Annotated in this window: 10 protein-coding genes; 5 read left to right on the top strand and 5 right to left on the bottom strand. The window is 71.0% G+C overall.

Going from position 1 to position 12,634, the window contains the following annotated elements; all coding sequences use genetic code 11:
- Window positions 1-133: 133 nt before the first annotated feature.
- Window positions 134-1,417 carry an MFS transporter gene (locus tag ACIO5D_RS15785; RefSeq protein WP_400658893.1) on the bottom strand — a complete coding sequence of 428 codons (1,284 nt, stop codon included), beginning with the start codon at window positions 1,415-1,417 and terminating at the stop codon, window positions 134-136.
- Between the two features lie 84 nt (window positions 1,418-1,501).
- Here ACIO5D_RS15785 and ACIO5D_RS15790 point away from each other — a divergent pair, with 84 nt between their 5' ends.
- A complete protein-coding gene (locus tag ACIO5D_RS15790) occupies window positions 1,502-2,494 on the top strand; it encodes a helix-turn-helix domain-containing protein (protein ID WP_363610551.1) in 993 nt (330 codons plus the stop codon).
- Between the two features lie 223 nt (window positions 2,495-2,717).
- Entirely contained in the window at window positions 2,718-5,021 is a 2,304-nt protein-coding gene (locus tag ACIO5D_RS15795; RefSeq protein WP_400795553.1) for a glycosyl hydrolase family 18 protein, read from the top strand.
- Window positions 5,022-5,094: 73 nt separating this feature from the next.
- Here ACIO5D_RS15795 and ACIO5D_RS15800 read toward each other — a convergent pair whose 3' ends face one another.
- Window positions 5,095-6,309, bottom strand: a complete 1,215-nt coding sequence (locus tag ACIO5D_RS15800; protein ID WP_363610659.1) for a geranylgeranyl reductase family protein — start codon at window positions 6,307-6,309, stop codon at window positions 5,095-5,097.
- Between the two features lie 304 nt (window positions 6,310-6,613).
- Between ACIO5D_RS15800 and ACIO5D_RS15805 the strand changes: the two genes are divergently transcribed.
- Window positions 6,614-7,981: a dipeptidase gene (locus ACIO5D_RS15805; RefSeq protein ID WP_400795556.1), complete on the top strand. Its 1,368-nt coding sequence runs from the start codon at window positions 6,614-6,616 to the stop codon at window positions 7,979-7,981.
- Here ACIO5D_RS15805 and ACIO5D_RS15810 read toward each other — a convergent pair.
- From ACIO5D_RS15810 to ACIO5D_RS15820, 3 genes are all read right to left on the bottom strand, one after another.
- Window positions 7,890-8,258: a DUF4184 family protein gene (locus ACIO5D_RS15810; protein ID WP_400760442.1), complete on the bottom strand. Its 369-nt coding sequence runs from the start codon at window positions 8,256-8,258 to the stop codon at window positions 7,890-7,892. The genes ACIO5D_RS15805 and ACIO5D_RS15810 overlap by 92 nt on opposite strands.
- Before the next feature lie 80 nt (window positions 8,259-8,338).
- Window positions 8,339-9,406: an NUDIX domain-containing protein gene (locus ACIO5D_RS15815; RefSeq protein ID WP_363610543.1), complete on the bottom strand. Its 1,068-nt coding sequence runs from the start codon at window positions 9,404-9,406 to the stop codon at window positions 8,339-8,341.
- On the bottom strand, window positions 9,403-10,773 hold the full coding sequence (locus ACIO5D_RS15820; protein WP_400760438.1) for an integrase: 1,371 nt from the start codon (window positions 10,771-10,773) through the stop codon (window positions 9,403-9,405). The genes ACIO5D_RS15815 and ACIO5D_RS15820 overlap by 4 nt, the downstream gene beginning before the upstream one ends.
- Before the next feature lie 1,103 nt (window positions 10,774-11,876).
- Here ACIO5D_RS15820 and ACIO5D_RS15825 point away from each other — a divergent pair.
- Both ACIO5D_RS15825 and ACIO5D_RS15830 read left to right on the top strand, forming a co-directional pair.
- The gene (locus ACIO5D_RS15825; protein WP_400760436.1) at window positions 11,877-12,182 is read left to right on the top strand and encodes a DNA-binding protein; all 306 of its coding nucleotides are present in this window, start codon (window positions 11,877-11,879) and stop codon (window positions 12,180-12,182) included.
- A 286-nt stretch (window positions 12,183-12,468) separates the two neighbouring features.
- Window positions 12,469-12,615, top strand: a complete 147-nt coding sequence (locus ACIO5D_RS15830; protein WP_400760434.1) for a hypothetical protein — start codon at window positions 12,469-12,471, stop codon at window positions 12,613-12,615.
- The last annotated feature ends 19 nt before the right edge of the window (window positions 12,616-12,634 follow it).

Genomic DNA, 12,634 nt, shown 5'->3' on the forward strand with positions numbered 1-12,634 from the left:
GCCCCTCAAACGCGCCCAACACCGCAACTGGCCACCACCCCAACCAGCCACCGTCACGATCACCAAGCGAGACACGAATTAAGTCACCGGCATTGCGCCTAGGGTCGCCCGGCCCGCGCCGGGCCCGTACGGTCTAGACCGCGATCGCGCCCCGCCGCCCGGCCCACCGGACGGCGGGGCCCATGGCCAGTCCCGCGCCGGCCAGCAGCACACCGAGCGCGGCCCAGCCGAGCAGGCCGAACCCGATCACGGCGGTGCTGACCACGGCCGGGCCGATCATCAGCGAGGCGGCGCTGCCCGCGTTGTGGACTCCCTGGTAGGCGCCGTGGGCGCGTTCGTCGGCCAGGTCGTAACTGAGCGCCCAGCCACCGGCCTGGCTCAGCACCTCGCCGAGCGCCTGCAGCGCCACCCCGACGAGCACCACCACGGCCGCGACGACCGGGGGCAGTCCGTGGGCGAGGCCGATCACCACGCAGGAGGCGGCGAGGATCAGACCCGCCCGGCCGCAGACCCGGGCGGCCGTCGCCGGGTCCTCGGTGCCCCGGGTGGCCCGGACCTGGAGGGCGATCACCAGCAGGGTGTTGACGATCAGGGTGCCCGCCACGGTGATCCGGGGCGCGTCGGTCTGCTGGACGATCCAGAGCGGCACGCCGACCTCCAGCAGCGCGAACTGGAGGCAGAACAGCGAGTTCAGCGCCGTCACCACCAGGAACGGCCCGTCCCGCAGGGCCGGGTTGCGCTGCCGCCCGGGCCGGCCGGGCCGCTCGTGCCGTCCCGGGGCGGGGGCCGGGAGCCGCAGGTACAGCACGGCGACGACCGCGAAGGAGACGGCGTCGGCCAGAATCGCCGTCAGATAGACCGGCCGGGTATCCGCCTGGAGAGCGATCGCGCCGAGCGCCGTACCGCCGCACAGGCCCGCGTTGGTCACCACCCTGAGGTAGGCCCGGCCCGCCACCCGGCGGTCGGCGGGCAGCACTTCGGCGTAGAGGGCGTTGCGCACCGCGGCGGACCCCCGGTCGACGGCGGTGACCGCACAGGCCAGCGCGACGAAGGCCGGATAGCTGTGCACCAGCGCGTACCCGGCGGTGCCGACGGCCTCCAGCGCGACCAGCAGCACCAGCACCCGCCGCGCGCCCCAGCGGTCCGCGGCCCGCCCGGCCGGCATGCTGGCGGCGACCCCGCACAGACCGGCGACGGTGAGCCCGAAGCCGAGCCGGGCGGCGCTCAGCCCGAGGACGCGGGTGAAGAAGAGCACGCCGACGGCGAGCGAGAGGCCGTTGCCGAGGGTGTTCACGAGGGTGATACCGGCGAGCCTGCGCACCGCCGGATCGGGGTGCAGCAGTCGTGATGTCCTGGCCGGTCCGGTTTCGGGCAGGTCGGAGCCGCGTGCGGAGGTCTCCGCCGGTGAGGTGGTCATGTCCTCGATCCCACCGCCTCCCGCTCCCGCACAGTACTGATTTAGGCTCTGGCTAAAAGGACGGCGACGACGGGGGGCGGACAGGTGCACCGGTTCAGGCTCGGGCTGTCCGACCTCGCCACCACCTGGTTCGCCTGCTCGCCGATCCAGGAGGCCGCGCTCAGCCTGCGGATGTGGACCCACCCGGGCTTCTACGCGCTCCAGTCGTCCGCCTTCGAGCGGCTGCGCCCCGCCTTCGCCCGGCTGGACTCGACGCTGCTGCTCTCGCTGGTGGGCGCGAACCGCTGGATCCCCGACTTCCTGACGCCCCGACCGGCCTCCCCCGCCCCGGACTTCCGCACCGAACTGGCCGTCGTCCGCGCGTTGCCGCCCGAGCGGCTGCGCCCCGAGCTGGAGCAGGTCTTCCTGCCGCACGGCCGACCGCTGCCCGCCGTCCTGTCGGCCGGGCTGGCCGATCCGGCGCGGCTGCTGGCCCGGATCGCGGACGGGCTGGAGGAGTACTGGGAGGTCTGCCTGGCGCCCTCCTGGTGGCCGCAGGCGCGTGCGGTGCTCGAGGCGGACCTGGTGTACCGGGCGCGGCTGCTGGCCCAGCACGGCGCGGCGGCGCTCTTCGCCGACCTGGACCACCGGCTGCGCTGGGAGGACGGTGTGCTGTCGATCAACCGCCGCTGGACGGACTGGGACGGCGAGATCACGGTGGACGGTCGCGGGCTGGTCCTCGTCCCGACCTTCTTCGCCCGCGGTGCGATCACGATGATCGACAACGACCTTCCGCCGCAGATCAGTTACCCGGCCCGCGGCCAGGCCGGCATGGCCGGGCCGACCGCCCCCGTCACCCCGCGCGCGCTGGAGCTGCTGCTCGGCGCGCCGAAGGCCCGGCTGCTGACCCTGCTCGCCGAACCGGCCTCGACCACCGACCTCGCCTACCGGCTGGGCGTCACCCCGGGCGCCGTCAGCCAGCACCTGGCCGTGCTGTCCGACACCGGCCTGGTGACCAGGGCCCGGCACGGCCGTTCGGTGCTCTACTCCCGCAGCCCGCTCGGCGACGAGCTGACCGGCGGCCCCCGGCGCGCCTGAGGTGCGCCGCACGGATCCTGCCGGACCGCCGACCCAAGCCCTCGGCCCAAACCCCCGATCCGGTTAATCAACTCGCCATTGGTACAGACCTGTTGACGCATTGGTCCAGTCCTCCTACAGTGCCCATGCCCCCGTCTCCCCACGGCGCGGGCACCGATCGGCCACGCACCACCCGTACGGTTCTACGTCACCCTGTCCAACCCCCACAGCCACAGGGAGAACCATGTCCGCTCGACCCCGGGCACACCGCCCGCGAGCGCGCAGCAGACTGCTGACGCTGCTCTCCGCCCTGCTCCTCCCGCTGGCCGCGCTCACCGTGCTGGCCACCCCTGCGAACGCCGCCGGAAAGCTCACCGCCACCTTCACCACCGTCAACAACGGCTCCTGGTGGCAGGGCACTTACGTCGTCCACAACGACAACACCGCCGCCGTCTCCGGCTGGACCCTGGAGTTCGACCTGCCGGCCGGCGCCACCATCGCCAACAGCTACAACGGCACCGCGACGGCCAACGGCAGCCACGTCACCGCCACCAACGCCTTCTACAACGCGAACGTCCCCGCGCACGGCACCACCGAGCCGTACAGCTTCTGGTTCGTCGCCAACGGCCCGCTCGGCACGCCGACCGGCTGCCGCATCAACGGCGACAAGTGCGACGGGAGTTCGGACGTCCTGCCGTCCGCGCCCGGCACCCCGACGGTGACCGACTCCACCGCCCACAGCCTCGCGCTGCACTGGCCGGCCGCCACCGGCGGGGACTTCCCGGTCGTGTCCTACGAGGTGCTCAACGGGAGCACGGTGGTGGGCACCAGCACCACCACCGACGCGCTGGTCACCGGGCTCACCCCGGCCACCTCGTACACCCTGACCGTGCGCGCCAAGGACACCCGGGGCAACACCGGCCCGCTGAGCGCGTCCGTCACGGCCTCCACCTTCGACCCGGCCACCGACCCGGTGCCGCCCACCGCGCCCACCAACCTCCGCACCACGGCGGTGGGTTCGTCCGACGTGACGCTCGCCTGGAACGCCGCCACCGACAACGTGCGGGTGGCCGCGTACGACGTCTACCAGGGCGCCACCCTGGTCAAGACCGTCACCGGGTCCACGCTGACCGCCAATGTGGGCGGCCTCTCCCCGTCCACCGCCTACACCTTCACCGTCAAGGCCCGCGACGGCGCCGACAACGCCTCGCCCGCCTCGGCGCCGCTCTCCGTCACCACCGCCGACCTGGTCGGGGCCGGAAAGTACGCCCGGGTCGGCTACTTCACCCAGTGGGGCATCTACGGCCGCCAGTACTTCGTCAAGAACCTCGACACCTCGGGCAGCGCGGCCAAGCTCGACGTCATCAACTACGCCTTCGAGAACATCGATCCGGTCAATCTGACCTGCCTGGCCGGCGTCACCAGGGGTACCACCTCCAACCCGCAGGACCCGGACCAGGGCACCGGCGCGGGCGACGCCGACGCCGACTACGCCCGCCCGATGAGCGCCGCCCAGTCGGTGGACGGCGTGGCCGACGACGGCTGGGGCAAACTCCGCGGCAACCTCAACCAGTTGAAGAAGCTCAAGGCCAAGTACCCCAACCTGAAGGTGGTCGTCTCGCTCGGCGGCTGGACGTACTCCAAGTACTTCTCGGACGCGGCCGCCACCGACGCCTCCCGGCAGAAGCTCGTCAAGTCCTGCATCGACACCTGGATCAAGGGCAACCTGCCGGTCTACAACGGCGCCGGCGGTGACGGCGTGGCGGCCGGGATCTTCGACGGCATCGACCTCGACTGGGAGTGGCCCGGCTCCGGCGACGGCCACCCCGGCAACCACTACAGCGCCAACGACAAGGACAACCTCACCCTGCTGCTCGCCGAGTTCCGCAAGCAGCTCGACGCGCTCGGCGGCTCGCACAAGCTGCTGACCGCCTTCACCCCGGCCGACCCGGTCAAGATCAACCAGGGCTGGGACCTCTCGAAGATCTTCAACTACCTTGACATCGCCAACGTCCAGGGCTACGACTTCCACGGCGCCGGCAGCGACAACTCGTGGGAGCCGAACCGCACCGGCCACCAGGCCAACCTCTACGCGGACACCCAGGACCCGTACAACTTCCACTTCAGCGTGGACGCGGCCGTCCAGGCCTACCTGGGCGCCGGGGTCAACCCGCGCAAGCTCACCATCGGCTTCCCGTTCTACGGCCGCGGCTGGCAGGGCGTGGCGGACGGCGGCGCGGCGGGCGAGTGGCAGACCGCGACCGGCGCGGCGCCCGGACAGTTCGCCGAGGAGGCCGGCACCCGCGGGTACAACAACCTCATCACCACCTTCCCCAACCTCACCGTCTACCACGACCCGCAGTCCATCTCGACCTACGGCTACACCGGCCCCGGCGGCCAGTGGTGGACCTTCGACGACACCTGGTCGATCGCCCAGAAGACGGCCTACCTGAAGTCGAAGAACCTGCTCGGCAGCATGATCTGGGAGATGTCCGGCGACACCCCGAACGGCGCCCTCATCACGGCGCTGGACACCGGGCTCAAGTGACCGGAGCCGCCGGGGCGGGCGCGACCAGCGCCCGCCCCGGCGGCACCCCGGTGCCTCGTACCCGGTGGGCCCGCTACCGGGAGGCCAGCGAGGTCAGCCGCCGGGCCACGCGGTACTGACGCAGCACCTGGGCGAAGGTGGTGTGCCCCTGGGTCGTACGGGCGAAGGCCCGCCAGGCCGGGCTGACCAGGCAGACGGCGGCGTGGAACAGGTACGGGCGGCGCTCGAACGCGGCCAGCATCTGCTTGCCGGCCCGCATCTCCACGCCCAGCCCGGCCTTGATGGCGAAGGCGTAGTTCAGCCCCTCGCGCCGCACCTCCCCGGCGTTGCCCGCCTCGGCGACCTTCACCGCCCACTCGCCGGCCAGCCGGCCCGAGCGCAGCGCGTACGAGATGCCCTCACGGGTCCACGGCTCCAGCAGCCCGGCGGCGTCCCCGGCCACCAGCACCCGGCCGCGGGAGAGCGGCGAGTCCTCGGCCCGGCAGCGCGTCAGGTGCCCGGACTCCACGCTCGGCGGGAAGCCGGACAGGCCCAGCCGCCGGATGTAGTCGGCCAGGTACTGCTTGGTGCGCTCGCCGTCGCCGCGGGCCGAGATGACCCCGACGGTCAGGCTGCTCGTCCCGGTCTTGGGGAACACCCAGCCGTAACTGCCGGGCAGCGGGCCCCAGTCGAGGTGGATCCGGCCCGCCCAGTCCTCCGCGACCTGCGGCGGGACGGGGATCTCCGCCTCCAGGCCCAGGTCGATCTGGTCGAAGGAGACCCCGACGTGCCGGCCGATCCGGCTGGCGCTGCCGTCCGCCCCGACCACCGCGCGCGCCTCGAAGGTGCGCCCGTCGGCGGCGGTGACGACGGCCGTCCGGTGCTCGCCGCCGCGCTGCTCCACGCCGGTGACGGTCACTCCGGTGACCAGCACCGCGCCCGCCTGCTTCGCCGCCTGCACCAGGCGCAGGTCGAACTCGTCCCGGTTGACCAGCCCGAACAGCATCCGCCTGGAGCGCCGCGTCCGGGTGAACCGGCCGTCGTACGCGAAGGTGACGGCGTGCACGCGGTCCTGCAGCGGCAGCCGGAAGTCCGGCGGCAGGCTGTCGCGGGAGGGGCCGATGATGCCGCCGCCGCAGGTCTTGTAACGGGGGTGCTCGGCCTTGTCGAGCAGCAGGACGCGGCGGCCCTGGGCGGCGGCGGCGTGCGCGGCCGACGCTCCGGCCGGTCCGGCGCCGACCACGACGACGTCCCAGACGCCGTCGAGCGGGCCGCCGGACCCGGGCCGCGGCGTCTCGGGCGTCTCCACGGCCGCCTGTTCGGCCGGCTGAGCGGCCGGCTGCCGCTCGGGTTGACGCGGCTCGGACGGCAGTGCCTCGGACGGCTGTCCGGACGCCTCGGCGTCGAGCGGGCTACGGGAATCGGAGCTTCCGGAGTCAGTCACGTCGAGCAATCCTATGCGTCCCCCCGACCGCCGGTCGCCGCGCCGCCCCGAACCCCGGAGGATCCTCCCGGGCGTCCGTTCGACTCCGCCTATGATCGGCGGTACCCCCAGCCGTCGCCGTCCGCCCGGACCACCCCTCGGACGGACCAGCCACCCTCGGAGCACCCCGATGCCACAGCAGCCCCTGGCCGACGCCGTCCGGTCCCTGATGGACCGTGCCCGCACCGACCTCGCCGAACTGGTCGCCTTCCGCTCGGTCGCCGACCCGCGGCAGTTCCCCGTCGAGGAGTGCGAGCGGGCCGCCCGCTGGGTCGCCGACGCCTTCACCGCCGAGGGCCTGACGAACGTGCGGCTGCTGGACACCCCCGACGGCACCCAGTCCGTCTACGCCGAACTGCCCGGCCCCGAGGGCGCGCCGACCGTCCTGCTGTACTCGCACTACGACGTGCAGCCGCCGCTCGACGAGGACGCCTGGCTCAGCCCCGCCTTCGAACTGACCGAGCGCGACGGCCGCTGGTACGGGCGCGGCGCGGCCGACTGCAAGGGCAACATCCTGATGCACCTGACGGCGCTCCGGGCGCTGCGCCAGGTGTACGGCGACGGCTACCCGGTCGGGCTGAAGATCATCGTCGAGGGCTCGGAGGAACAGGGCACCGGCGGCCTGGAGCGGTACGCCGAGGCGCACCCCGAGCTGCTCACCGCCGACGTCATCGTCATCGGCGACACCGGCAACTTCGCCGCCGGCCTGCCCACCGTCACCGCCTCGCTGCGCGGTATGACGGTCGTCGAGGTCGCGATCACCACACTGGGCGGCAACCTGCACTCCGGTGCCTTCGGCGGTGCCGCCCCGGACGCCCTCCAGGCCCTGGTCAAGGTGCTGGCCTCGCTGCACGACGAGCACGGCGACGTCGCGGTGGCCGGCCTGACCCGGGACCAGACCTGGTCCGGCGTGCAGTACCCCGACGAGCAGTTCCGCGCCGACGCCAAGGTGCTGGACGGCGTCGCGCTAACCGGCACCGGTACCGTCGCCGACCGGCTCTGGGCCCGCCCGGCCGTCACCGTCCTCGGCATCGACGCCCCGCCGGTGATCGGGGCCACCTCCTCCGTCCAGGCCGCCGCCAAGGCCCTGGTCAGCCTGCGGGTGCCGCCGGGCACCGACACCGCCGCCGCCCAGGACGCGCTGGTCGCCCATCTGGAGGCGCAGGTCCCGTTCGGCGCCCGGATCCGGATCGAACGGCAGGGCAACGGCGCCCCGTTCAGCGCGGACACCACCGGCCCGGCGTACGAGGCGATGGGCGAGGCGATGGCGGAGGCGTTCGGCACCCCGATGGTCGCCTCCGGCGAGGGCGGGTCGATCCCGCTCTGCAACACCCTGCGCTCGCTGTACCCGCAGGCCGAGATCGTGCTCATCGGCGTCGAGGAGCCGACCACCCAGATCCACGCCGTCAACGAGAGCGTCGATCCGCGGGAGCTGGAGCGGATGGCCCTGACCGAGGCGCTCTTCCTCCGCCGCTACGCCGAACTGCGGTCGGTCTGACCCCTCCCGCCCCCGGCCGGTCGCCGCTACGCGGACTCCCGCTCCGGCCGGGGCCGTTCACCGTTCCCGCGATCGCCACGTCCACCGTCGGCACCGCCCACCAGCGGTGCGTCAGCCGGCCCCGACCGTAGACCCCGGGGAACAGCGACTCCGCGAAGAACGGCACGTCGGGCGCCATCGACCCGGCGACCAGCGCCGACGCCACCAGCGGCCCGCGCTCCCCCGCCACGCGCAGCAGGGGCAGGACGGCCGCCGGGTGGCTCAGGGTGAACGGCATGCCCTCATCCTCCCGCCGCCGGCTCCGCCGGGGTGTGTCCGACGACGCGCCCGCCCGGCGCGACCTGCCGGGGACACCCCTTACGCCGCGTCGGCCGCCCGGGCCAGGCCGAGCCCGGCCCGCCGTCCGGCCTCCAGATAGCGCAGTTCGCCGCAGCGGCGGGCGTCCAGCGCGGCGGCGAGCCGCCGGTACCGGCCCGGGGGCAGCAGGCCGGCGGCCTCCTCCAGGCTGACGAAGCGCCAGCCGCGCAGTTCCTCCTGCTGGAGCAGCAGCCCCTGACGGGCGGTGGCGTCCAGCAGGCCGCCGTCGTACACGAGGCGCAGGCCGCCGCGGCGGGGGCCGGTGCGCGGCTCCCAGTCCACGGCGAGCAGGCGCAGCACGGACGGGTCGAGGCGCAGGCCCAGCTCCTCGGCGGTCTCCCGGAGGGCGGCGTCGGTCGGCGCCTCACCGCGTTCGACCACCCCGCCGGGGAACTCCCAGTCCGGCTTGTACACCGGGTCGACGAGCAGGACCCGGTCCTGCTCGTCGAAGAACAGCACGGCGGCGGCCACGGTGTCGCCGGTCGCGTCGGGGGTCTGGGCGATGGGGCAGCGGGCCGAACCGTCCTGGACGAGGGCGGCGAGCCGGACGGCGGTCTCGCGCGGGGTGAGGCCGCCGGTGTCGAGCAGCCGGGCGTCCCGGCCGAGCCAGCGCCGGGCGGCGCGGTAGCGGGGCAGGTGCTCCAGACACCAGCGCCGGACCAGCGCGCTGCGCTCCGGGTCGCCGGGGCACTCCTCGCGCTGGGCTATGCGCTCGCGCAGGATCGTTTCTCCAGGGTCCAGGACGAGATGGTGCACCGCGATGCCGTGGGAGGCGAGTCCGCCGAAGATCTCGTCCCGGTAGTCCTCCCTGAGCAGGGTCATCGGGACGACCAGCGGGCCCGGCACCTCGCCGAGCAGTGCGGCCGCCGTCTCGGGGACGAGCCGGCGCCAGGCCGGCAGGTCCTGGAAGTCGGAGACCGCCGCCAGCCGGTCCGCTGGCAGCATCCCGCGCAGGCCGGCCCCCACCAGCTCGGGATCGAACAGCGTGCTGCCGGGCAGCAGTTCCACCAACTCGCGGCAGGCACTCGTCTTGCCCGCCCCGAACGTGCCATTAACCCAGACGATCACTCGTACTCCAGGATGGGAAGGCCGCTGAACAGCGACGGAGCAGGATTCGCGGGGCTGTCTGGGAGAGGCATGGGAAAAGTCGGCGTCCACAGCGCGGCCCCCACCACTTCCTTCTCCCACACTCTCTGGAGATACCCAACTATCCGCTCCTCCATCACGAGTGTTACCTCGCTGTAGGTGCCCTCCACTCCCGGCAGCTCATGGCCCATCCGCTCCTCGACTGCCACCCGTGGGATGTCGCCTGGCTCGTCCAGCTTCGCCTTGTGCCAGTGCCGCAGCCGATAGATGGCCTCTCCAGCCATCTCCTCGACGGCCGGCAGCGCTGGCCGGGCCCACCGCTCGTACCGAGGCCGGGACGCGCGCTCCTCGGCGCCGTCCCGGATTGGGAACCAGTAGGTGTTATCGAAGTTCGTGCTTAACAGCGGCTTGCCCTGCATCGACAGGAACATCCACGGCTGGTCGTGCGACGCCAGGAGGGCCTGGTGCATCTCGTGCAGGAACGGCGGGATGACGATCGTCCTCCAGCTGTCGTACTTCGGCGTAGCCAGCACTGCTCTCTTGTCGGCCCGATAGGTCTGGTACTGCACCCGGAGAGCGTGGAGGGACTCGTACCGCTGGAGGGCTTCCACGCGCAGCTCGGCGTCCGGCTCGGAGGCGGGCCAGTACGGCGAGGCGTAGCCGCGCTGCAGTCCGAACATCTCACCCGGCGGCCGCAGTCCGGTGAAGGCGATGGTCCAGATATAGGTCCACCCAGCGAATCCCCAGACGTAGTAGGCGTTCTGGGCCGCCTGGTGCACGGATCGGGTGGACAGCTGCCGCTTGACTCGGCGCACCTGCTTCTTCTTGTACAGGCCTCGCCGCTTCTGCTCCACGATGGGCGACTCCTCGCGGTATTTGTACTTCACTACCGCATCGTCCATGATCATCTTGAATGTATTCAGGACCCCCTTCGCGTAGTTGTGCGAGTATTTGGCCTGCACGAATTTCCTGAACGCGTCGTACTGGATGGGCGTGATCTCGTCCACCGTGCTCTGCGCCCAATAGGGGCGAATCACAGCCGACAGCCGGGACTTGTACGACAACATAGAATTGCTGCGCAGACTGACCCCTTTGAACCAGAGGTCGCAGTAGTCCGCCATGTTGATCGGGGCGGCGACCCTCTGGCCCCGACGGTTCCGCACGTCGGACTCCCGGTCGAGGCCAAAGGTGAACGCCTCATCCTCATCCGCGAACGGCATACCGTCCAGATTCTTGGACGCGGACCCGTACAGCTTCGTGGTCGTCGGCTTGCCGTCGTCGTCCAGCTTGTACTGCCCGGTCCACCACTTCACGCGGATGCTGTTCCCGCGGACTTCCGTGTACGGCACCTGTCATCTCCCACTTCGATGATCGGCGCGCGGGTGCCGGCGGACACTCCATCCGCTGATCCCTTCCGCCACCCGTCCTACCGTGAACGCCCGGTCGGGCATCCACGACATGACAGGCAATCACGGCCCTGGGCTTCCATGAACTGCCTCACGCGCTTTCGGACCACGTGATCTTCGGCAACCCCGGACGGCAGGACGCACACCGTCTCTCCTGTTACTTGTTACTTGCTACTTGAGCCGTGGTAAGGCGCAAAGGTTGTACGGGGATTGAAGCGAATCCTTTTCATTCCACCATATCGCCCGACCTCCGCAGCGCCTCCACGAACTGCTCACTAAAAGCGTCAAGCTCCCCGATCGATACGTTCGGCATCGCCTTTCTCGCAGCGTTGAACACAGCTCCGCGGACGGCATACACACTTAGCCCGACCCCAGTCGATGCCGACTCGCCGCCGGCGGAGCCAACAAGGACTGGCTCGGCGCCTTCAGTCCCCTCAACACAGCCCCCGTAGCCCACCCGAGCGTCCGGTCGACCTTTGCATAGGCCACCTCGCGAACATCTACCCCCTCCTCAACTCGTCGCCACATGCCCTTGGAGATACCTGCCGCCTCGACGACCGCGAAGCGCGAGGGGTAGAGCTCCAGTCGGTGCGCCTTGACACGTGACGCAAGTCGGGCGAGATCGCGAGTTCCCATACTGACATCCTCACAGGGCCAGCCGTCGCCAGCTAGGCCCATCCGCGAGACAGGCCGACTCATGATCGAAAGACCCCAGACAAGGCCATCCAGATCCATTCGACTACACCATACAGCCCACCAGATAGCCCACTAGAAGGCTATCTAGATCTATACAATCGAGGCTGACTAAGGTTAGATTGCTGGGGTACACCAACCGTTGACCTGCGGGGTTGACGGGGACGCGAGCCGCACGGAACGCGTACACAGCTGGCACCACAGGCGGGGATAGCCGCCTCCGTCACCTCGAAAACGGCACTCGTAGATACATGAGCCCCGCCACACATCACCCTCCGCGCAGCCCTCGGCACCGCCGACGACCGCCTCGCGCCGCATCCGGACGAAGCACACCAGCCTGAAAGGACATGACGATGGCCACCAAAGCCTACGAGCTCTACGGGGTGCCCACTGCCCCCGAGGACCCCGCGCAGGAGTACATGACGGTCCAGGAGACCGCCTATGTCTTGAAGTGCTCCGTCTCGTGGCTGCGCCGCTTCCTCCGCAACCATTCCACGCTCTGCGGCCGGACCGGCCGCGGCGGCCGGATCATCACCAACCGCGAGCAGCGCGCCGCGATCCATGCCACGCGCTCGGCCGGCGACCCACGTACGGGGCGGCCGATACCGCGCCGACGCAGTCCTCGCCGCGCGACTGTGAAGACGCCCGTCGCCCCCTGATCAGACGAACACGCCGCCTGCAGCGATGCACCGTCGCTGGGCGACGAGGAGTTATTGACTTCGGCTCGTTAGGGTGATTCTTCTTGAAGTTCCTGATGGGCTCGGAGTGTTGTCTGTTTCCCGTGGTGTATGAGGTATGCGGATGGGGGCAGGCCAACTCCTGCGGGGCGTCAGCGCCGTGAGACGGTACGGATGCAGGCGGCCGGGCTGTTCGAGCGGAACATCGGACCGCCGGAGGTGGGTCCGTATGGTCAATGGTGGATCTTCGAACAGGAAGTGACACCTGATGACAGACGTGACCGTCTCGGCCGAGGCCGTTGAGGAAGCAGAGCCCGCCGGCCTGGATCCGGTCGTGCTGGATGACCAGCTGATCGGCCGGCTGGCGACGGGCTCTGACCCCGGAATTTGGACACCGGAGACACTTGGATCTTGAGGGTCCAGGAGAACGGAGT

Source organism: Kitasatospora sp. NPDC087315, from assembly GCF_044744345.1.
Taxonomy (GTDB): Bacteria; Actinomycetota; Actinomycetes; order Streptomycetales; family Streptomycetaceae; genus Kitasatospora.

What these genes read in the sequence shown, in the direction of transcription:
- ACIO5D_RS15785 (WP_400658893.1), bottom strand. Translation starts at nt 1,417, where the DNA reads ATGACCACCTCACCGGCGGAGACCTCCGCACGCGGCTCCGACCTGCCC.
- ACIO5D_RS15825 (WP_400760436.1), top strand. Translation starts at nt 11,877, where the DNA reads ATGGCCACCAAAGCCTACGAGCTCTACGGGGTGCCCACTGCCCCCGAG.
- ACIO5D_RS15805 (WP_400795556.1), top strand. Translation starts at nt 6,614, where the DNA reads ATGCCACAGCAGCCCCTGGCCGACGCCGTCCGGTCCCTGATGGACCGT.
- ACIO5D_RS15830 (WP_400760434.1), top strand. Translation starts at nt 12,469, where the DNA reads ATGACAGACGTGACCGTCTCGGCCGAGGCCGTTGAGGAAGCAGAGCCC.
- ACIO5D_RS15795 (WP_400795553.1), top strand. Translation starts at nt 2,718, where the DNA reads ATGTCCGCTCGACCCCGGGCACACCGCCCGCGAGCGCGCAGCAGACTG.
- ACIO5D_RS15810 (WP_400760442.1), bottom strand. Translation starts at nt 8,258, where the DNA reads ATGCCGTTCACCCTGAGCCACCCGGCGGCCGTCCTGCCCCTGCTGCGC.